This is a genomic window from Thermococcus cleftensis, assembly GCF_000265525.1.
Classification (GTDB): Archaea; Methanobacteriota_B; Thermococci; order Thermococcales; family Thermococcaceae; genus Thermococcus; species Thermococcus cleftensis.
The window spans coordinates 957,961-977,357 of the sequence record NC_018015.1; the positions used below are offsets into that span (position 1 = coordinate 957,961).

At 58.6% G+C, this 19,397-nt stretch carries 20 protein-coding genes; 15 read left to right on the forward strand and 5 right to left on the reverse strand.

From position 1 onward, the window contains the following. Window positions 1-741: a sulfite exporter TauE/SafE family protein gene (locus CL1_RS05130; RefSeq protein ID WP_014788827.1), complete on the forward strand. Its 741-nt coding sequence runs from the start codon at window positions 1-3 to the stop codon at window positions 739-741. Then, on the forward strand, window positions 738-2,282 hold the full coding sequence (locus CL1_RS05135) for a flippase (RefSeq protein WP_237266286.1): 1,545 nt from the start codon (window positions 738-740) through the stop codon (window positions 2,280-2,282). The genes CL1_RS05130 and CL1_RS05135 overlap by 4 nt, the downstream gene beginning before the upstream one ends. On the opposite strand, the gene CL1_RS05140 is transcribed toward CL1_RS05135, so the two are convergent. Further along, on the reverse strand, window positions 2,266-3,612 hold the full coding sequence (locus tag CL1_RS05140) for a sulfatase-like hydrolase/transferase (RefSeq protein WP_237266287.1): 1,347 nt from the start codon (window positions 3,610-3,612) through the stop codon (window positions 2,266-2,268). The genes CL1_RS05135 and CL1_RS05140 overlap by 17 nt on opposite strands. Further along, a complete protein-coding gene (locus tag CL1_RS05145) occupies window positions 3,596-4,561 on the reverse strand; it encodes a sulfotransferase family protein (RefSeq protein ID WP_014788830.1) in 966 nt (321 codons plus the stop codon). Before CL1_RS05145 ends, CL1_RS05140 begins: the two co-directional genes overlap by 17 nt. A 109-nt stretch (window positions 4,562-4,670) precedes the next feature. On the opposite strand from CL1_RS05145, the gene CL1_RS05150 reads away from it, so the two are divergent. From CL1_RS05150 to CL1_RS05205, 12 genes are all read left to right on the forward strand, one after another. After that, on the forward strand, window positions 4,671-5,780 hold the full coding sequence (locus CL1_RS05150) for a glycosyltransferase family 2 protein (RefSeq protein WP_014788831.1): 1,110 nt from the start codon (window positions 4,671-4,673) through the stop codon (window positions 5,778-5,780). Next, window positions 5,665-6,528, forward strand: coding sequence for an alkaline phosphatase family protein (locus tag CL1_RS05155; RefSeq protein WP_148267284.1), 864 nt, complete (start codon window positions 5,665-5,667; stop codon window positions 6,526-6,528). The genes CL1_RS05150 and CL1_RS05155 overlap by 116 nt, the downstream gene beginning before the upstream one ends. Then, window positions 6,525-7,469, forward strand: coding sequence for a glycosyltransferase family 2 protein (locus tag CL1_RS05160; protein ID WP_014788833.1), 945 nt, complete (start codon window positions 6,525-6,527; stop codon window positions 7,467-7,469). Before CL1_RS05155 ends, CL1_RS05160 begins: the two co-directional genes overlap by 4 nt. Further along, a complete protein-coding gene (locus CL1_RS05165) occupies window positions 7,456-8,721 on the forward strand; it encodes a sulfatase-like hydrolase/transferase (RefSeq protein ID WP_014788834.1) in 1,266 nt (421 codons plus the stop codon). The genes CL1_RS05160 and CL1_RS05165 overlap by 14 nt, the downstream gene beginning before the upstream one ends. Further along, complete coding sequence (locus CL1_RS05170) at window positions 8,718-9,602, forward strand: glycosyltransferase (RefSeq protein WP_014788835.1); 885 nt, start codon at window positions 8,718-8,720, stop codon at window positions 9,600-9,602. Before CL1_RS05165 ends, CL1_RS05170 begins: the two co-directional genes overlap by 4 nt. Window positions 9,603-9,652: 50 nt before the next feature. Next, the gene (locus tag CL1_RS05175; protein ID WP_014788836.1) at window positions 9,653-10,786 is read left to right on the forward strand and encodes a site-2 protease family protein; all 1,134 of its coding nucleotides are present in this window, start codon (window positions 9,653-9,655) and stop codon (window positions 10,784-10,786) included. A gap of 46 nt (window positions 10,787-10,832) precedes the next feature. Then, window positions 10,833-11,804: a TIGR00269 family protein gene (locus tag CL1_RS05180; RefSeq protein ID WP_014788837.1), complete on the forward strand. Its 972-nt coding sequence runs from the start codon at window positions 10,833-10,835 to the stop codon at window positions 11,802-11,804. Between the two features lie 73 nt (window positions 11,805-11,877). Then, complete coding sequence (locus tag CL1_RS05185) at window positions 11,878-13,152, forward strand: ATP-binding protein (protein ID WP_014788838.1); 1,275 nt, start codon at window positions 11,878-11,880, stop codon at window positions 13,150-13,152. Then, entirely contained in the window at window positions 13,139-13,336 is a 198-nt protein-coding gene (locus CL1_RS05190; RefSeq protein ID WP_014788839.1) for a TIGR04140 family protein, read from the forward strand. Before CL1_RS05185 ends, CL1_RS05190 begins: the two co-directional genes overlap by 14 nt. Window positions 13,337-13,345: 9 nt before the next feature. Then, window positions 13,346-13,990, forward strand: coding sequence for a CPBP family intramembrane glutamic endopeptidase (locus CL1_RS05195; RefSeq protein ID WP_237266288.1), 645 nt, complete (start codon window positions 13,346-13,348; stop codon window positions 13,988-13,990). Between the two features lie 31 nt (window positions 13,991-14,021). Beyond that, window positions 14,022-14,636: a hypothetical protein gene (locus tag CL1_RS05200; RefSeq protein ID WP_014788841.1), complete on the forward strand. Its 615-nt coding sequence runs from the start codon at window positions 14,022-14,024 to the stop codon at window positions 14,634-14,636. Window positions 14,637-14,640: 4 nt separating this feature from the next. After that, entirely contained in the window at window positions 14,641-14,949 is a 309-nt protein-coding gene (locus tag CL1_RS05205; protein ID WP_014788842.1) for a transcriptional regulator, read from the forward strand. Here CL1_RS05205 and CL1_RS05210 read toward each other — a convergent pair. Genes CL1_RS05210 through pcp form a run of 3 tightly spaced genes read right to left on the reverse strand, consistent with a single transcriptional unit; the run spans window position 14,930 to window position 18,224 of the window. Further along, window positions 14,930-15,541 (reverse strand): DUF2238 domain-containing protein, encoded by a 612-nt coding sequence (locus CL1_RS05210; protein ID WP_014788843.1) that lies wholly within the window; start codon window positions 15,539-15,541, stop codon window positions 14,930-14,932. The genes CL1_RS05205 and CL1_RS05210 overlap by 20 nt on opposite strands. A 28-nt stretch (window positions 15,542-15,569) precedes the next feature. Then, on the reverse strand, window positions 15,570-17,582 hold the full coding sequence (locus CL1_RS05215; protein WP_014788844.1) for a DUF460 domain-containing protein: 2,013 nt from the start codon (window positions 17,580-17,582) through the stop codon (window positions 15,570-15,572). 39 nt (window positions 17,583-17,621) lie between these two features. Then, window positions 17,622-18,224 carry a pyroglutamyl-peptidase I gene (gene pcp, locus CL1_RS05220; protein WP_014788845.1) on the reverse strand — a complete coding sequence of 201 codons (603 nt, stop codon included), beginning with the start codon at window positions 18,222-18,224 and terminating at the stop codon, window positions 17,622-17,624. A gap of 60 nt (window positions 18,225-18,284) precedes the next feature. Between pcp and CL1_RS05225 the strand changes: the two genes are divergently transcribed. Continuing rightward, window positions 18,285-19,397 (forward strand): geranylgeranyl reductase family protein, encoded by a 1,113-nt coding sequence (locus CL1_RS05225; RefSeq protein WP_014788846.1) that lies wholly within the window; start codon window positions 18,285-18,287, stop codon window positions 19,395-19,397.

Consider the following 19,397-nt stretch of genomic DNA (forward strand, 5'->3'; position numbering starts at 1 on the left):
TTGAACCCGCTGACCTTCGTAGGACTGGGCTTTCTCGTCGGCTTTCTCGTGGGCCTAACGGGGGTCGGCGGCGGGGCCCTGATGACCCCTTCCCTAATCTTTCTCGGCGTTGAACCCCTAACTGCCGTCGGAACCGACCTGCTCTACGCCACCGTCACAAGGGTCTTTGGCGTCTTCTTCCACGGGAGGAAGGGCAGGATACGGTACGACATAGCGCTCCGCCTCCTAGCCGGAAGCGTCCCGGCGATAGTTCTGGGCGGGATAATCCTCCGCGAGATAGACCGGAACGCCCTCAACGACTATCTTACCCTCCTCCTCGGGACGATACTCGTCGTCAGCGCGGTTCTGAGCCTTCTCAAGGGTGAATTCCGCGTCCCGGTAAGGCCGAGGTGGGCCTACATTTACCTTCTCGGCTTCATCGTTGGCCTGACGGTTCAGTTCACCTCCGTCGGAGCTGGCGTCATAGTCAGTTTCACCCTGATGAACGTCGCCAGGCTCGACCCGAAAGAAGTCGTCGGCGTCACGATAACTTACGGTCTGGCGCTTTCGGCCCTCAGCTTCCTGAACTACGCGGGAATGGGAAGCGTGGACTACCACCTCGCCGGAGCATTAACCCTCGGAACCCTGCCCGGCGTCTACATGGGGACGCACGTGAACAGGAACGCGGAGGGGGAGAAGCTTAAAAGGGCCATGAACGTGATAATCCTGCTGATAGGACTGCTGACCCTGTTCGGTGGGTGAAGGGATTGAGCGAAACCAACAATGCACTCCACAGAGTCGCCAGGGGCATGGGAATCGTCCTGGCCGGAACGGTGGCCTCGATGTTCCTGACGTTTCTCAGCAGGGCAATCATAGCGAGGCACTTCGACAGGTACCAGTACGGCTCCTTCACCCTCACCATGACCGTCATCAGCATAGCGATGACCGTCGCGCTCCTGGGCCTCCAGAGCGGTCTGCCGAGGGAGATATCGAGGTACCTGAAGGACAGGCGGGAAAAGGTTCCGGCCCTCGTCTCCACCGGCCTTGCCATGGCCCTGGCGGCGTCCATGCTCATGGTGGCCCTGACTGTTTCCCTTGCCCCCGACCTGGCCCGGCTCCTGAACGACAGGTATATAGACAAGACCCTTCCCCTCGCCGCCCCAGCGCTCCCCTTCATGGTGCTCACGATGCTCCTCGTGGCGGTTTCGAGAGGCCACGGCAGGGTGAGGGAGAACCTCTACTACCGCAACGTCCTGCCGCCCCTCCTGTTTTTGATCATTCTCGTGGCCGGACTTCTGATCGGGGCGGACTTTACCTTCGTGTTCCTCGCCTACGTCCTCTCCCAGGCCCTCTCGTCCCTCCTTCTCGTCCGCGAGTCCTGCCACCTTGGCTTCCTGCCGGGGAGGCCGATCCTCGACTGGAAAATAGCGAGGGAGCTGTTCCTTTTCTCCCTGCCCCTGATGCTAACCGGAATCCTCGATTACGTGATGGGCTGGACGGATTCGCTGATGCTCGGCTACTACTTCGACCCGGACACGGTGGGGCTGTACAACGGCGCGGCGCCGATAGCTAGGCTTCTCCCCCTCTTCCTGAACTCGATGGGATTCCTCTACATGCCCATAGCAACGGCCTTCTTCACCGGCGGCGACATCGATGGGCTCAGGAAGCTGTACCGCACCACCACGCGGTGGGTCTTCATACTGACCTTCCCGGTGTTCCTCTTCGTCTTCGTCTTCCCCGAGAGCGCCATCAGCCTGTTCTTCGGATCCAAGTACACCGATGCCGCCACCGCGCTTAGAATACTCTCGGCGGGCTTCATGTTCCACGTAATGATGGGCCTCAACGGAATGAGCCTCATAGCAGTCGGAGAGCCCTCCGCCAACCTGACCGGCAACCTCTTCGCTTCAATGGCAAACGTGGCCCTGAACATCGTTCTCATACCCGTCTACGGCATAGAGGGCGCGGCGGTGGCAACTTCCGTATCGTACGTCACCGCCAACCTGTACAGAACCTGGTGGCTCCACAGGAAGACGGGGATACACCCCTTTGGAAGGAACTACATCAAGGTTCTGGCCCCGGGACTGGGCCTGGCCGTGGCGATAACGGCGATAGGGGTGAACGATAACCTGCTCACCGCGATCCCGGTCACCGTTGCCGGCTACCTCGTTTACCTGGCCGCGATACTGGCCCTGAGGACGGTTGAGGTGGAGGACGTCGAGCTCCTCGATGCCCTCGAAGCCAGGACGGGGGCGAACCTGAAGCCCCTCAAAAAACTCCTCGCCCGCTTCATTTCAGGCGGGTAAGGCGCTTCCTGTGGGAAGCGACCCTGCCCAGGAAGCCAACAACCTCCCGTTTAAGTCCGGCCACATCGTCCTCCGTGACCTCCAGCCGGGGGTCGTAAGATATCACCTCCTCAAACTTCCAATCCCGGACGTTGAAAATTCCCTTGAGATGCTCCCTGTAAACCGCCACCCGGTACCTGTCGAAGAACCTGTATAACTCAAGCTCATCATCGGAGAGGACGGACAGGTCAAAGGGGTTGGAAACCCCGTAGCTCTCCGAGAAAACCACCGGAGAGTAGAGGGGCAAATCCGTGGAGTTCCCGGACAGGAGAGACGAGATGAAGCGCGGGATCGACGTCAGGCTGATGTACCCGCTTTCATGACTCAGCTCAACTTCCCAGGACTCAGGGTACTTCACCATCAGGGGGACCCTGAGCAGTTCATCGTAAAGGAAGGTTCCGTGGAGCACCTTGCCGTGCTCCCCTATCAGCTCACCGTGGTCGCTCAGGACAACGATCAAGGACTCATCGAAGACACCCTTCCGCTTCAGAACCCCCATCAGCTCAAGGAGCCGTGAGTTGAGGTATTCAACCGCCTCCCCGTAACGTCTCCTCCAGAGTTCAATCAATCCCCTATCGGGCCCTCCCTTCTTGAAGTTAAGGTAAAATGAGACGTGCCTGTTAAGGAAAAGGGGCTGATGAACCTCCATCAGGTTAATAAAGAGAAAAGTGGGTTCTGTGAACTCCATTCCCCGTACAGCCGCCACCGCCCTTCTGGATCCCTTCTCTATGGGCCAGTGCTGGAACGTGCGCTTGTACCATGCGTGGGCTCGCTGGAGGGCGATCCCGGGAAAGAGCTTGAGGAGCAGTCCATACTCCCCAGAGGCCGCGAGCCCCCTGAGGAAGGCGAGTTTTGAACCGTCCACCTCGGTCCACAGCCGGGATAGGAGGGCCCTCTCCCTGGGACTGAACAGGGAAAACGTTCTGTTTGAGTACACGTCCAGGAAGCGGTCAAAACCCGAGAAGCCGAAGCCCGGCCGGACGAACATGTTGGCACTGATTAGGTGGGTCGAGTAGCCCAGTTCATCAAAGATCCGGAGGAGCGAGTTTGGTCCCCTGAACCTAACACCATAGTTCTTAACGTCCCTTGTCTCGTGGGCACCGTGGAGGGCGGGGTAAAGCCCGCTGAAGAGGGAAGCATGGCTTGGTAGCGTCCAGGGGGCTGGGGCTATGACGTTTTCATAGACGACGAAGCCCAGCTCGGAAAGGGATCTCTCAACGAGCCTCCCGTAGTCTTTCCTGAGGGTATCAAGCACTATAAACACGACATGGGGATTATCCAACCTCCACACCCCCCTCCCCGAGGGCGTCGTAATCCGGCTCAGGCTCCGCGGTGTAGAAATCTAGGCCGAACCACGAGACGACCTCGAGTATCTCCCCAACCTGCCTCTCGCTCAGCTTGTCCTTCCACTTGAGGAGCTGTTTGGGGGTTCCTATGTACTCCTTTCCGTAGCTTTTCCTCGTGACCATGCTCGGCTTTTTCACTTTCTTCCATGCCCCCTCCGGAACCCCCTCCCCGATGTGGCCAAATACAGCCTCAAGCTCCTCCGCCGGGTTTACGATGAGGCGCTCATACACCACCGTGTACCATGGGAAGGGTCTCTCCGAGGAGAGGGGAACGTAGTTCTCAAAGGCCCACACCGCGGCGAGGCGGCCTATCTCGGTATTCAAGCGGGCAACGCGCCCGGCCAGCTCCTCCAGGCCCTCCACCTTGCGCACTTCATTGGCCAGCTGCTCTGGAGTTATCCTTGAATAGTAACCCGTCGCAATCTGGGACGCTATGGTGGCGCAGGGGTGGCGGATTATGAAGTAGAAGCCCCTCAGCTCGAAGTTCCCCGCCACCCAGGGAAGGACTGTGTTGGCCCTCACAAACTTGACGACCAGTTTCGATGCCCTCAGCCTGGGGAGCACGGGGCGGCGGTAGGGGAACCTCGCGTGAACCCTTCCCGAGAAGACCCTCTCCAGGTAATCACCGAGCCAGGCCAGCTCGGTCTCGTCAGGAACATAGGGGGTGTACGGAAAGCCGTTCCTTCCGAACTCGGGATACCATCTAGGGTGGAAGGGCTCGAACACCGACTTGTAGCCCGGAATGGACTCGAGAAGCTCCATAAGCCAGGTCGAGCCAGAGCGCGGGCTTCCAAATATCGCTATGGTGTCCTCCATTCTGTAATTGTGAACGAGTGAAGCAAAGGCATCGACGGAGTGATTGAAGCGGGCGAGCAACTTTTCAGCCATTCCCATCTGTGCTCCCTCCGGCAACCGGCTTTATGATTGGGGACGGCGGGTTATATAGTTTGTTGAACCAAAAGACTATTTAAGGTCACCCCGTTTCTTACCACAGTGAGGAAAAATGCTTGAAGTTTCGGTGGTTATATCGACGCTCTACAAGAGGCCAAGAGAGCTGGCCGAGTGCCTCAGATCAATAGCCCACCAGAGCGTGAAGCCGATCGAGGTCATTCTCATCAACGGTGCGCCCTCAAGGGAGGAAGAGAGAAAGGTCGAGGGTGAGATAAAGCTCCTGAGGTCCAGGGGAATCGCCGTCAAGAGGCTCCACCTTCCCCGCTCCAGCCTCCCCCACGCCAGGAACGTCGGGGCAAAGGTTGCCAGAGGCGATGTAATCCTCTTCCTGGACGACGACGTGATCCTGGAAAGGGACTACCTGGAGAACATTATCCTGACTTACGAGGAGCACCCGAACGCCATGGGCGTCCAGGGGTTCATAACCAACAGGGTCAGCGGGAACAACCCCCTCATCAGGTTCGGCCTTCTGAAGTTCCTCTGGTGGCTCCTCCAGCGCGGCTACTACGAGGTCGATGTTCACAAACAACTCCCCTCACTCTTTGAGATCCTTCCCTACAGGCTCACGAGAACGATAAACAGGGAGAGCTTCAGCGGAACGAACATGTCCTACCGGAGGGAGGCCTTCGGGCACCTGAAGTTCGACGAGAGGCTGAAGAAATATGCCGTGGGGGAGGACAAGGACTTCTCCTACAGACTCCACAAGCTCTTCCCGGGCTCGCTCTACCAGACCCCAAAGGCCAGGCTGGCGCACCTGGAGGCCCCGGCCGGGAGGCTTCCCTCCCGGCAGTTCGAGGTGATGAGGCAGGTTTATCACCTCTACCTGTTCTACAAGCTCTTCGAGAACACGCTCCCCAACAGGATACGCTACGCCCTCGGAAGAATGGGGGATCTGCTGCTCTACTCGATCCTGTTCGCGACCTCAGGCTTTAAAAGGGAGAACGCCCGTAGGATAATTTACATGATTGAGGGCCTGGCGATGGCGACCCTCAACAGGAACAGGATCAAGAGGGGAGAGGTAAACTTCTGGACGGAGCGGGTCCCCCATGGGGAGAATAATAATCCTGGGTATAGACGGGCTGGAATACGACCTGGTGAAGGAATGGAACCTGAAGTACCTGCAGCAGAGGGCGTTCACAAAAACCGATCTCTCGGATTTTGAGGTAATCGTGACCCCGCCGATATGGGCATCAATGCTCACGGGGAAAAAAATACCCGAGATAGAGGAGCCCTTCATAAAGAGGCAGAAGTTCATAGCCAACAAGGGCAACATAACGAAGGTCAAAACCCCCTGGTACGTCAAGCTGGGGGCCAAGATACTCCCCCTTTCGATAAGGAAGAAGCTCGGGGACGCGATAACCTCCAACCCCTTCGAGGCCACCTACGACTACCTGCTCAGGAACAGGAAATACAGGACCATCTTCGACTACTTCGAGAAGACCTGGACCAACGGCGTTCCCTCCTACGGCAGGAACGTCTCAAACCCGGAGGTAAGGGAGGCGATGAAGGAGGCCGTGAAGGGCAACCTCCGGCCCCTCATAGAGTACGCGATGAGAACCTACGAGAGGGACAGGAGGGCACTGATGGAGGCCCTGGAGAAAGATTACGAGCTTATCTTCTGGTACACCCCCTTCCTCGACGAGGTGTCCCACTTCCTAATAGGGAAGAAGCTCAAGCTTATGAACCTCTACTTCGACCTCAACAAGCTGGCGAAGCTCGTCTCAGAGAAGCTGGACGAGGGCGACGTTCTCTACATAATCTCCGACCACGGAATGGAGCCAGTTCCAGGGGATCCAAGGGGAGGTGACCACTCGGACCACGGCTTCTTCAGCAGCAATACGGGGGAGCTGATAGGGAAGCCCCAGGAGCTCTTTGACCTGGTGGTGAAGAGGGCGGAGGGGAGGAAGTGAGGCCGAGGAGCTCGAAAACCCGGGGCTACCTGCTCGTCACCCCCGCAAAGAACGAAGAGGCGAACCTGCCCCTGCTGGCCAAAAGCGTTGTGAACCAGAGCATCAGGCCAAGGCTGTGGGTGATAGTGAACGACAACAGCTCCGACGGGACGGGGAAGATAGCTGAGGAGCTCGCCGAAAGGCACCGCTGGATAGAGGTTCTCCACCTGAAGGGCGGCGGGGGCTACGACCTGAAGTATCGTTACTCTCAAGTAGTCAGGATCGGGTTCGAGAGGGCGCTCTCGCTGGCCATTGGGAGGGGCATACCCTTCGGATACATAGGAGTTCTGGACGCGGACTTCATACTGGAGCGCAGGTTCTTCGAAAAACTCGTGGAGGCCTTTGGAAGGGACCCCCGGCTTGGAATCGTGAGTGGCGGCGGATACTACCTGAAGGGCGGGCGGCTCGTCTGGGAGGGAACCGACCCCGAGAGACCGAAGGGCAGTCCGAGGCTCTTCAGGAGGGAGTGCTTCAGGGAGGTCGGTGGGTACCGCGAGGGTCCAAGCCCTGACACCGTCTCCCACTACCTCGCGAGGTTCCTCGGGTGGAGAACCGGGCAGGTGGTCGATGCCATAGCGGTCCAGCTCAGGGAGACGGAGGGACGCTTCGGCCACCTGAGGGGCTACGAGATGCTGGGCTGGTCCAACTACAAGCTCGGTGCCTCCTTCACGTCGATCCTTGCCAGAGCAGGATTTCTGATGCTTCAGAACCCGGTCAAGGGCTACGCCCTCGTTGCCGGATACCTCAAAGCGTTTAAGGGCCGCGAGAGAAGAATAGAGAACGGGGACCTCAGGGAGATGATACGGAGCGACCTGACCCTGGGGAGCAACCTCCGCAAGCTCAGGAGGATAAGGGACGCGAGAAAGCTGGTGCCGGTTCGGGAGAGTGATGTCCGTGGGTAAGCCAAACGTCATAATCATCGTCCTCGACACCCTGAGGAAGGACCACTCAAGGGGCATAGAGAGGCTCCTCACGAGGGACTTCGGGTTCACGAGCATCGAAAACGCGATAACAACATCACCCTGGACGATACCCAGCCACGCCTCGATGTTCACCGGCCTCTATCCCCTCTACCACGGGGTTCACGAGGGCAGGAAGAGAAAGGTGCCCGACGTGAGGTTCCGGGAGGACGGGACGTACCTCCACGAGGTTTTGGGGTCTCTCGGGTACACAACCTACCTCCTCACGGCCAACTTCTTCGTGGGCCCCGACTTCGGCATCAGGGCGTTCGACGAGTTCAGAGACACCCTCAAGCCCCTCATCGAGGACAGAGACCGGGAGGAGCTGAACGAGGTGCTCAAGAAGCACGAGCCGAGGAACGCCCTCGAGCTGACCTGGGCACTTGTAAAGGAGAGGAAGTTCACCCTGCCGTTCAAGATTTTCCTGAGGATAATGGGCAGGTACGGCGAAGGGTGGCCCAGGGACAAGGGGGCGAAGGTGACGGAGAGGCTCCTCTCAGAGATGGAGCTGAAGAGGCCGGTTTACATGTTCATCAACCTCATGGAGGTTCACGAGCCGTATTCCATCTTCGAGGGCTTCACCGACGCCCCAGTCGTGAACAGGCTTCTCGGCGAGGAGCCCGAGCTCGTTGAAAAGTGGAGGAAGGGCTATCCAAGGCAGGTGGAATACCTGGAGAAGAGGCTCAGGGAGATGATGGAGACCCTCGAGGACAGGAACCTGATGGAAAACTCCGTCATCGTCGTCACGAGCGACCACGGACAGTTGCTCGGGGAGGACAACAGGCTGGGACACGGGGTTTTCTTGGACGACGAGCTCCTGAGGGTGCCCCTCCTCATAAAAGCCCCCCACGAGATAGGAGAAACGGAAGGCTACGTGAGCCTCGCGAGGATAAAGCCCTTTATCCTGAGCCAGGTTGAGGGGAAGGACTTCCAGCTGGCCTCGGAGTACGCCCTGGCGGAGAGCTTCGGAACCCACTACCCCTACCCCAACCTGCCCGAGGAGAAGCTCGAGGCCGTGAAGGAGCTCGAGAAGTACAGGATAAGGCTCTACCACCGGGAGGGCACCGCGGTCTTCAACGTCGATGACTGGAAGCTCGAGGAGGTTGAATCGGAGGCGGAGGACTTCGAGAGAAAGGCCAGGAGGCTGATACTCAGGCACCTGAGCCTCCTCACCGGCGGGAGGGTGGCCAGGTGAGACCGGCTGTTTCGGTCATAATCCCAACCTACAACAGGGACAGGCTCCTCAGGAGGGCAATAGAGAGCGTATTAAACCAGAGTTTCGACGACTTCGAGGTGCTCGTGGTGGACGGCGCCAGGAGCGAATCGACGAGGGAACTCATCAGGTCTTTCGGGGACGGGCGCCTGAGGTACGTTCCCCAGCGGGGAAAGGGCATAGCCAACGCCCGCAACCTCGGCGTTTTGAAGGCCCGGGGGAAGTTCATAGCCTTCCTCGACGATGACGACCGCTGGCGGGAGGACAAGCTCGAGCTCCAGATGGAGGCCTTCAGGGAGCTCCCCGGGGACTACGGGCTGATCTACACGGCATTTACCTACTACTACCTGGAGCGGGGAAGGATCCTGGGGATAAAGCACCCCAGGGCGAGCGGAGACGTTTACGGACACATGCTGAGGGACAACATAACCGGGACGTCCACGATAATGGTGAGGCGCGAGTGCTTCAGGAGGGCGGGACTTTTCAGGGAGAGCTTCCCGACCTGCGAGGACTGGGACATGTGGCTGAGAATGGCCAAGCTGTGCCGCTTCGGAGCGATAGACGAGCCGCTGGTAGACTATTCCATTCACTCGGGCCAGTTCTCCTTCGCCAAGTACCTGGCGGGGAGGTACAGAATGATAGAGGAGCACGGGGACATAAGGCACGACCCCCGGGTTCTGAGCTATCACCTCCTTCAGATAGGGATACTGAAGCTCTTCGGCGGCGACAGGAGCGGGGCAAAGGAGATATTGACCGCGTTCAGGCTGAACCCGACGATGAGGGGCAACCTGTCCGACGTTATCCGCTCCCTCCTCGACGTCAGAACCAAGGTGTACATACTCAAGTTCCTTGGGCGGCTTTAGCCCGATTACTTTTTAAACTCAGCTCGAAAACGCTCTATTAGGTGGCCCAAATGAACAGCACACTGATGGCAGTCATCGTCGGAATCATCGCCTTCTGGATGATCCTATACGCCCTCTTCGGGAGGAGAGAAGAGAGGGAAGAGGGCCTCACCGTGGACATGTTCATCGCCATGTGGAGAACCAAGAAGCTCCTGGGGTTCATAGACAGACTCTCCAGTAAAAACAGGCGCTTCTGGAAGGTCTACGCGGACGTTGGGATAGCCCTCGGCTTCATGGGAATGGTCTACGTCTTCTACGCTCTATTCAAGACCGCAGTTAGGGCTGTACAGACCGGTGGCGAGGGGAGCGGGGTTCAGCTCGTTATCCCCGGCGTTACTATACCCCTCTCCTACGGACTCATCGCCCTCGCCGTCGTGATGGTGGTTCACGAGCTCAGCCATGGGGTGGTGGCCCGGGCCGAGGGACTTCCACTCAAATCTGTCGGCCTGGTCCTCCTGGCCGTGATCCCCGGCGCCTTCGTCGAGCCTGACGAGGAGGAGCTATCCAAGGCCCCCCTGCGCTCGAGGCTCCGTGTTTACGGTGCTGGTTCACTGGCCAACGTGGCCACCGCCCTGCTGGCAGTTCTGATACTCAATTTCGCCATATCCCCAGTCCTCCAGCCCTCGGGAATCCTCGTATCCGGGGTCCTCGATGACGGTCCTGCCTACGGTCTTCTCCAGAAGGGGGACGTGATAATAGCGATGGACGGGCAGCAGATAAAGGATATGGAGGAGTTCATCAACTTCATGAACACCACCAAGCCCGGCCAGGTGATAACGCTCACCGTGCTCAGGGACGGAAGGGAGATTAACCTCCAGCTGAAGCTTGGAGCCCACCCGGACAATCCGGAGAAGGGTTACATCGGGATCTACCCCGCCCAGAACGTGGTCTCGAAGGTTGGAGCCGACTGGCTCGTGCTCCCGCTGTTCTTCACGTTCTACTGGATATACGTGCTCAACATAGGCATAGGGCTGATGAACCTCTTCCCGCTCGTTCCTCTGGACGGCGGGAGAATGCTGGACGATGTTCTCAAGGAGTACCTGCCCGAGAGGATAGTGCAGCCCATCAGATACTTCACCATCGGAGTGGGCCTTTTCCTGCTGGCCCTCAACGTCCTTCCGGCACTGAGGAGCCTCATCGGCTGAGGCTTAACTTTTTTAACACCTTTTTCAACCCGGAACGGGTGAAAAAATGAAGTGCTCCAAGTGCAACCGGCCAGCGGTTTACCACGCACGCTACACCGGGCGGTACTACTGCCACAGGCACTTCAACGAGATGGTCGAGAAGAAGTTCAAGGAGACGGTGAAGAAGTACCGCCTAATCGAGAAGGGCGAGAGGATAGCGGTCGGCGTTAGCGGCGGAAAGGACAGCGTCGTTCTGCTTCACCTCCTCGCGAAGCTCCGCGAGAAGTTCCCCTTCGAGTTAGTTGCGGTGACAATCGATGAGGGCATAGCTGGCTATAGGCCGCCGAGCGTTGAGATAGCGAGGAGGAACGCGGAGAAGCTCGGGATAGAGCACAGGATTTATTCCTTCAAGGAATACATCGGCTTCACCCTCGACGAGACGGTGGAGATAATGGGGAGCTTCGAGAGGGGGGAAAGGGTTGGTGCCTGCTCCTACTGCGGCGTCTGGAGGCGCTGGCTTCTGAACTACGCGGCCAAAGACGTCGAGGCCGATAAATTAGCTGTGGGCCACAACCTCGACGACGAGGTGCAGATGTTCATCATGAACATCCTCAGGGGAGACATAGCGAGACTGGGAAGAACCGGGCCCTACTACGAGGAGATACACCCCGAACTAGTTCCCAGGATAAAGCCGCTCCGTGAAATTCCCGAGAAGGAGATAGTCCTCTACGCGGTTCTGAACGGCATAGAGGTCGACCTGAGCGAGTGTCCCTACGCGGTAGAAGCCTTCAGAGCTGAGATTAGGGACTGGCTCAACGAGATGGAGGAGAGACACCCAGGAACGAAGTACCAGATACTAAGGAGCTACGACAAGCTCTTCCCGCTCATAGCGAAGACCTACACCAAAAAGACGAGCGAGCTGAACCGCTGCAGGATATGCGGCCAGCCGACGACGGGGGAGATATGCAAGGCCTGTCAGTTCAGGTTACAGGTTGAGAGGAAGGCGAGGGAGAGGGGACTGACGTTCAGAGTGGATTAAGTGAACGGGTGTTTATAAAGGGTTGTTCAGTATACTAAACAACCTTTATAAAGGTTAAGGGCAAGTGACAACCATGGACGAGAACCTCGCGCGCGTCATAGTTGAGTGGCAGGAGAACTGGACACCGGAGCTCGTTGAGAGGGACTTCGACTTCTCGCTGGTTCCTGAGAGACCGAAGAAAATCATCACATTCGCGGGCTGCCGGAGGACTGGAAAAACGTACCTCATGTTCCAGCTGATAAACGAGCTCTCGGAGAAAGTGCCGAGGGAGGATATTTTCTACGTCAACTTTGAGGACGAGAGGCTCGAAAAGAGGACCGAAACACTCACCGAGCTCATCCCAACAATAGAGGAGCTCTTCGGGAAGAGGGAGCGGCTGTACCTCTTCCTCGACGAGATCCAGAACGTCCCTGGATGGGACTCGTGGGCGAGGAGGGTGAACGACTCCATGAAAAACGTCCGCCTCTTCCTGAGCGGTTCCTCCTCAAAGCTATCGAGCAGGGAGATACCCACGTCGCTGAGGGGACGGGCGCTCACCTTTGAAGTGTTCCCCCTGAGCTTCCGGGAGTTCCTCCGCTTCAAAAGGTTTGAAGTACCCCACAACGTCGGCCTCAGCGGAAAAAAGGCCCAGCTCCTGAACCTCCTGAGGGAGTACATCCTCTACGGGGGGTTCCCAGAGGTGGTACTGACGGACGACAGGCGCATAAAGGGCCTCATAGTCAGGGACTACTTCAACACTATCATAGCCCTCGACGTCATCGAGAGGTACAGGGTGCGTAACCCCGAGGAGCTCAGGGCCTTCATACGGCTCCTCCTCAACTCTGAGTACTTCAGCCTGAGCAAGATGGAGAGAACCATGAGAAGCCTCGGCTACGCTGTGAGCAAGGCCACGCTCTCGAACTACCTCAACCACCTGAGGGAGTGCTACTTCGCCTTTCCCGTGGAGGTTTACTCCCCAAAGGTCAGGCTGAGGATACAGCACCCGAAGAAGATATACTTCGTGGACACGTCCTTCACCACCTTCCTGAGCGTGAGGTTCAGCGAGAACTTCGGAAGGCTGATGGAGAACGCGGTCTTCATAGAACTCCTCAGGAGGGGCGGGGAGGTGAACTACGCCCTCGGGAAGGGGTGGGAGGTGGACTTCGTGCTCCCAGAGGAGGAAACCCTCATTCAGGTGAGCTACGACGTTTCAAACCCCGGGACACTGGACAGGGAGGTGAAGGCACTGAAAAAGGCCATGCGGGAATTCGGCTGGAAAAACGCCAAGCTGATAACCTGGGAGCGGGAAGGAAAGATAGACGGAATCGAGGTAATTCCCCTGTGGAGGTTCCTGCTTGAAGGTCATTGAAACGCCGATCCCACTCACCGAGCTTGAGGAACTCGCCAAGAGGGCCGGAGCGGACGTTAAGCTCACCCTCGTCGGAAAGAGCGGGAGGAACGACATCGTCCTCAACAGGGTTCTCGTTGAAGGCCCGGAGGAAGAAATCGAGCGCTTCATGGAGAAGCTCAGGCTCGCGAGGGCCGGTGGCTGAATAGGAGAAATGAGGGAAATTCCGGAGGCCTCTGCCATGATTGACTTCGTCCTTGCACTACTCCTCTGGCTCGCGGTCTTCGTGCCCTCTTCCGTTATAGCGTCCATATCCGCCAGAAAGAGCCCGAAAAGAGCGGGCTTCATGATGCAGCTGACAATGCTCCTACTTTCCCTGACGGCCATGAAGCTTCTCGGCGGGTTCGAAAGGTTCGGCTTCGTCTGGAGTGATGCTTACATAGGCCAGGCCTTCGTCCTCGGCTTTGCAATATCGCTCGTCCTCAACCTTTTTGCACCCTCCGAAACCACGCCCGGATTTCTGCCCGAAGGTGCGCGGAAGTTTTTCCTCCTCCTGCTCCTGGCACCGCTGAGCGAGGAGGCCCTCAACAGGGGGCTCCTTGAAGGCTACCTCCTGAACCACGGCCACTTCTGGGGCGCGATAACGTTCTCCGCAACCCTCTTTGCCCTCCCCCACTTGATGGCCTTCGATGGGCCCGGGGAAAGGGCCATCGTCCTGAGTGGAGCGTTCGTCCTCGGCCTCCTAGCGGGTTACATCTTCGCCCTGGGCGGCATAGCCCCGGCCTTCGTTCTCCACTCCTCGGCCAACCTCGCCGGCTTAGCAGTTCTGAAGTTCAGAGAAAGCCGGGGGTATAAATAGCAGTGCGCCATACTTTCAACCGGTGGGAGAAATGGAAGAGGTTAGGGAACTGAAGAGCGTCCTTGAGAGGGTCGAGGGCAAGCTGATAGCGGCGGGGAAGCTCTACGGCGCGATGAGCTTCGCGGTCTGGCTGGCCGTGATGCTGTTATACTACGTGATCATCGGCGTTTTTGACCTTCCCTGGCAGTTCAACATCGTTTACTGGCCCGTGGCGTTCATACTGGCGATGGGCTTCACGGGAAGGATATGGAGGAGGCTTCAGAAGCTGGGAATGGCCACCGGGAAGGAAGTGGAATCATCGACCACCGGCGGAATCCTGATAGCCGTTTCATGGATAACTGGAATCGCCCTCGGGTGGGGGGTTATTCCGAGGCTGGACCCCGGGGTAAACGCGGAGGCCAGCCTCGCGGTGGGCTTTTTGAGCTTCATAACCCTCTCGGTCTTCGGCATGTGGCTGGTCTTCGCAAAGTACAGCGGAGTGGAGCGCGAGATTATACCATCGTTTCTGATTCCCGCCCTGGGAATAGCCCTTGCGGCCAAGATGGAAAGCGGTGCCATGGTCTGGGCGGGCTTTCTCGTGGCGCTGGGATTCTCGCTCTCTGTGCTGCTGTACATCTACTCAGCCTTCAAGGCGATAGAGCGGTGATAGAATGGAGGCCCTGCGGGAGCTGAGCAGGAACCACGTCCTGGGAAATCCCATAAGGCTAGGGATTATGCTCTACCTTCTCCCGAGGGGAAGGGTTCTGTTCAGGGAACTTCTGGACGTTCTCGATGTAACCCCCGGAAACCTTGACTCCCACCTCAAGGCCCTTGAAAAAGCGGGCTACGTCGAGCTCTACAAGGTCTTCGCCGACAGACCGAGAACCGCGGTGAGGATAACCGAGAAGGGGGCGGAGGAAACCGGAGAGTACCTGAGGGCTCTCAGGGAGGTTCTCTCACTCATCTCCCAGGAGGTGTAAATGGGTACCCCCTGCTCGATACCATCAACAGGCCGGACAGTGCCCCGAGTTGTTCCATCAAAACGTCTCTAACCTTGTTGAGGAGCGTTTCTTGAAGGATTCCCTCGGTGAAGCGGCTTCCAATCCACTCCACGAACTCCCAGCCGATGCCCACAGCGAGGAGAACCACGAAGGAGTAACCCAGCAGCTCCCACCTCCCCAAGTCCGGCCTGAGGTTCATGAGCACCTCCGTTACAATCAGCCACATCACGAGGCCGCCGAGGAAGTGGCTTATCATGTCCACGTCCCTGAAGGCCACGTTGAAGAGGTCGATGTCCGTGAATGGAACGTTCACGAGGGAGGCATGTACTGCCAGGAAAATAGAGGTTACCGCGAGGGTTCCACGGTTGAAGAAAGGGCTCAGCAGGGCGCCGGCGACACCATCTGGCCTTTCATAGCGGCCGCTGACGCGGTAAAGGAGGAGTATGCAAGCTATCATCCAGCCGGTTCTCAGGATATGGTCCACCCTGCGGTAGTATATCCCGGTGAGAAAGCCCACCGCGAGCACGACGAGCGAGGTGAAGATAATGTGGGACTCGCGGTTTATAAGCATCACCAGTCCGGGACGTTTCCCGAACTACTTAAGTCTTTCTCCCCGCCCTCGCCTCCTCCTCGGCCCTCCGGAGAAGCTCCTTCTTCCTCTCCAGCCGGTACTCCTCCAGAAGACGGAGAACCTTTTCCGCCTCTCTTCTCTCGTCCTCCCGCTCCCACCTCGACAGCAGTTCCTCGATGGCCCCCTCCAGGGTCTCCCGCTCAACCACCGCGAACTCATCGACACGCTTGACGTCAAGCTCTTCGCTCGTGAAGAAGGGCACGTGGGCCTCTCTCAGCACTTCCCTCACCGGCTCCGGAAGGGGCCTCTCCGTTATCAAAGCCCCTATCCCCTTCTCGACCAGCTCCTCGGCTATGGCCTTCCCCGCCCCTGCCGGATTGAGGACGAAGAGCACATCACCCCTCCTTATCCCGACCTCCCGTTCCAGCCTCTCAAGTTCGCGCCAGCTGAGGACGTTCATGACCTTGAGGGGAACCGCGCTGCCGCGGATTTCAACCACGTTCATGCGCTTGACCTGGACCAGATCCCTGCTCAGCCTCTCTATGACCGCCTTGGCTTCCTTAAGCTGCTTTTCCAACACCTCTATGCGCTTAACCTTCGCCTCAAGCTCCCTCTCGCGGAGTACCTTCCTCCTCACCTCCTCGTCGTAGTCAGCTATGCGCCTCTCGAGCCTCTCGATGGTTCTCCTCTGCTCCCTGATTATCCCGCGAAGCTCCTCGTTCTCCCGCTCGAGGAACTCTATCCTCTCCTCAAGCTCCCGGATTTTCCTGAGGTAGGGCCGTACATCGACGCTCCCGCTTTCCTCCTGCCGAGGCTCCGGCCTTCTGTCCTCCCTCCTCGCGGCCACCCTCTGCATCGCCTCGCCGAGGTTGTAGCCCTGAATGACGAGGGCCTTAACCTCGTCGGCCTTCTTGCTAAGCCCAGCATCGCGCAGTTTGGCATCAATGTGCTCCAGCTTCGGCTTGAGCCTGAGGTAGGCCTTGTAAGCGGCAGCCAAAGCGTCCCGCTGGTGGTCGTCCTCGACCTTTATCCCAAGGCCCCTGAGGAGCTCGTTCTTCTCCTCAACCCGGAGGCTCTCCCTGGGGACAAAGAGGTTGGCCTTGAAGGAGCGGGCTATCTTCTCGACGAAGCCCGGGGCGGGGGAAACGTCGGTCGCAACCACAACCGGGTGGCCGACCTCGCTTATGAACCTGAAGACCTCGCCGACGGGCATGTTTCTCTCGCTGTGAAGGGCCACTATATTCCCCTTCAGGTCTATGGCGGCTATTCCGACGGTTATGCCCGGGTCTATTCCAACTATGATGCTCCTCCTCTCCCTCACCGCCTCCTCACCCTTCAGCGGGGCAAAGCCCAGCTCGGCCCTCTCCACAGGCTGGATTCTCACCTCGACGTCGCCACCGCGCATCGGCCTTATCAGCCCGGCCAGCTCCTCCCTGCTCGCGTACACCCTGAACTCGCCCCTGGCCAGGCCGTGGTCCCTCTCCTCCGTCTCAAGGTCGAAGGGTATATCCGCCCTTCTGAGCCTGTCCTCTATCTCCCTCACCTTGTCGCGGACGAGGTTGTGCACGCGCTTCCTGTAGCGATCCTGGCTCCAGCCGCCCTTGCCGTGGCTCCTGCCCCGGGTTACCCTGACTATAACCTCGTCCTCAAAGGCCAGAACCTCGTAGCCAACGCCCCTGCTCGCGAGCAGGGCGGAGAGCTTCGCCTCCTCGTAGGGGTCGAACCTGTCTGCTGTTCTTATGCCGTGCTCCCTTGCGAGGCTCTGGAGGCTCCTCTGCTCCCCGGGCCTCCCGGTCACCTGGACGAGCTTCGTCTCCGGCGGAAGCGCCCGTAGGAACTTCCTCAGGTCCTCACCGAGCTCGGTCACGCTGTCTATCGCCACTATATCGGGCCTCTTGGCCTGAATGAACCGGATTAGGCGGTAGAGGGTGAACTCCCCCTTTCTCTCGAGCCTTCCGTTGAACCAGCTCACGACGGCGAACCTCTTCGGGTTCTCACTTATCACGTCAAGGCCGAGGATCAGAATAGGCCTCACCCTCATGGGCTTTGTAGGGTTTAGGAAAGGGGATTTAAAAAGGTTTCAGACCTCCAGCGAGGTTCTGACCGCGACCTCAATGGCCCGCGCTATGGTCTCGAGGGCCATCGAAGGCCTCGGCTTTTCCAGGGCCTGCTCGTGGCTGAAGGGCACGTGAATGAAGCCAGCCCTGGTTTCCATTCCAGCCACGGCTATCGTGTGAAGCGCCGTGAACATGGCCGCGTTGCAGACGTAGGTCCCGGCGGTGTTTGAAATCCCCGCCGGTATATTCGCCTTCCTCAGGGCCTTCACTATGGCCTTTATGGGGAGCGTCGCGAAGTACGCCGCTGGAGCGCCCTCGAACACCGGCTCGTCCTCCGGGGCAAAGCCCTCGTTGTCGGGCATCGTGCTGTCCATGACGTTTATCGCAACCCTCTCGACGGTGATGTTCGGCCTGCCCCCCGCCTGGCCGGTCAGGATAACGACGTCCGGTCTCTCCTCCACTATCAGCTTTGGGAGGAGCTCCCTGACACCCCGGAACGTCACCGGAAGCCTGCGCTTAACTATCTCCGCCCCCTCAATTTCCTCCGGAAGCCTGGAAACGGCCTCCCATGAGGGATTGATCCTCTCCCCTCCGAAGGGCTCGAAACCCGTGACGAGAACCTTCATAGCATCACCGGAAAGGTTAGGTTTTTAGGGTTTAAAAGCTACACCGGGCGAGGGGTGGGAATGAGGTACGATGTTCTCATAATCGGCGGCGGGCCTGCCGGCAACTACCTGGCCAACCTGCTCGCGAGGGACTTCAGCGTCGCGGTCGTCGAGAAGAAGGGTTCCTTCGGGGGCAAGGCCTGCACCGGAATAATAGGGGCCGAGAACTACGAGAGGCTGGGCCTTCCCGAGGAGGCCGTTCTCAACGAACTGCGCGGGGCCGTTTTTTATTCCAGGATTCAGAACTTCGAGATAGAGAGGAAAAGCCCCCAGGCTTACCTGGTCGATAGAAAGGCCCTGGAGAAGAGCCTCGCGGAGAGGGCCGTTAGGAGGGGCGTGGATTATTACATGGCCACAACTTTCAGGGGGTTCAGGAACGGAAAGGCCGTCCTCCAGCACCTGGGCGAGAGGCTTGAGGTGGAGGCGGACTTCTACGTCGGGGCCGACGGGGTAAACAGTGCGGTGGCGAGGGCAATCGGGGCCAAAACTAAGGCCGAGTTCCTGAGCGGCTACGAGGTCGAAGTTGTCGGCGAGTTCAGGAAGGATTTCGTCGAGGTCTGGGTGAACAAGGACATGAACGGGGACTTCTTCATGTGGGTGGCCCCGGTGAACGAGGGGCTGGCGAGGGTCGGAACCCTCGGGAGCATCGAGGCCCTCAACCGCTTCCTCCGGGTGAGAATGCTCAGGCCAACCTCCATAGTCGAGTTCAAGGCCGGAACGGTGGGCTTCGGCTGGAGGAAGCCCTGGGTGAGGGGCAACGTGGCACTGCTCGGCGACGCCGCGCTCCAGATAAAACCGACCACCGCGGGAGGCATAGTCTTTGGAATGCTCTGCGCCAGGGCGCTGAGGGAGGCCCTGCTGGCAGGGAAGCCCGAGAGCTATGAAAAGCTCTGCGGAGCGATCAAAAACCAGATAAGCTTTGGAATGCGGTTCAGGAGGATATTCAGGGGAATGAGCCAGGAGGACATCGAGAGGGTCTTCGAGGTGCTCGGGAGCAGGGAGGCGAGGGAGGTCATAGAGAGCCAGGCGGACTTCGACGACCACGTGAAGACCGCGAAGGCGATACTCAGGAGGCCGAAACTCCTCGCAAAGCTAATAAGGATAAGCCCGAGCATCGTCCGCTACCTCGTGTGA

What these genes read in the sequence shown, in the direction of transcription:
- CL1_RS05155 (WP_148267284.1), top strand. Translation starts at nt 5,665, where the DNA reads ATGGGGAGAATAATAATCCTGGGTATAGACGGGCTGGAATACGACCTG.
- CL1_RS05150 (WP_014788831.1), top strand. Translation starts at nt 4,671, where the DNA reads ATGCTTGAAGTTTCGGTGGTTATATCGACGCTCTACAAGAGGCCAAGA.
- CL1_RS05145 (WP_014788830.1), bottom strand. Translation starts at nt 4,561, where the DNA reads ATGGGAATGGCTGAAAAGTTGCTCGCCCGCTTCAATCACTCCGTCGAT.
- CL1_RS05185 (WP_014788838.1), top strand. Translation starts at nt 11,878, where the DNA reads ATGGACGAGAACCTCGCGCGCGTCATAGTTGAGTGGCAGGAGAACTGG.
- CL1_RS05165 (WP_014788834.1), top strand. Translation starts at nt 7,456, where the DNA reads ATGTCCGTGGGTAAGCCAAACGTCATAATCATCGTCCTCGACACCCTG.
- CL1_RS05210 (WP_014788843.1), bottom strand. Translation starts at nt 15,541, where the DNA reads ATGCTTATAAACCGCGAGTCCCACATTATCTTCACCTCGCTCGTCGTG.
- CL1_RS05205 (WP_014788842.1), top strand. Translation starts at nt 14,641, where the DNA reads ATGGAGGCCCTGCGGGAGCTGAGCAGGAACCACGTCCTGGGAAATCCC.
- CL1_RS05225 (WP_014788846.1), top strand. Translation starts at nt 18,285, where the DNA reads ATGAGGTACGATGTTCTCATAATCGGCGGCGGGCCTGCCGGCAACTAC.
- CL1_RS05215 (WP_014788844.1), bottom strand. Translation starts at nt 17,582, where the DNA reads ATGAGGGTGAGGCCTATTCTGATCCTCGGCCTTGACGTGATAAGTGAG.
- pcp (WP_014788845.1), bottom strand. Translation starts at nt 18,224, where the DNA reads ATGAAGGTTCTCGTCACGGGTTTCGAGCCCTTCGGAGGGGAGAGGATC.
- CL1_RS05175 (WP_014788836.1), top strand. Translation starts at nt 9,653, where the DNA reads ATGAACAGCACACTGATGGCAGTCATCGTCGGAATCATCGCCTTCTGG.
- CL1_RS05195 (WP_237266288.1), top strand. Translation starts at nt 13,346, where the DNA reads ATGAGGGAAATTCCGGAGGCCTCTGCCATGATTGACTTCGTCCTTGCA.
- CL1_RS05180 (WP_014788837.1), top strand. Translation starts at nt 10,833, where the DNA reads ATGAAGTGCTCCAAGTGCAACCGGCCAGCGGTTTACCACGCACGCTAC.
- CL1_RS05200 (WP_014788841.1), top strand. Translation starts at nt 14,022, where the DNA reads ATGGAAGAGGTTAGGGAACTGAAGAGCGTCCTTGAGAGGGTCGAGGGC.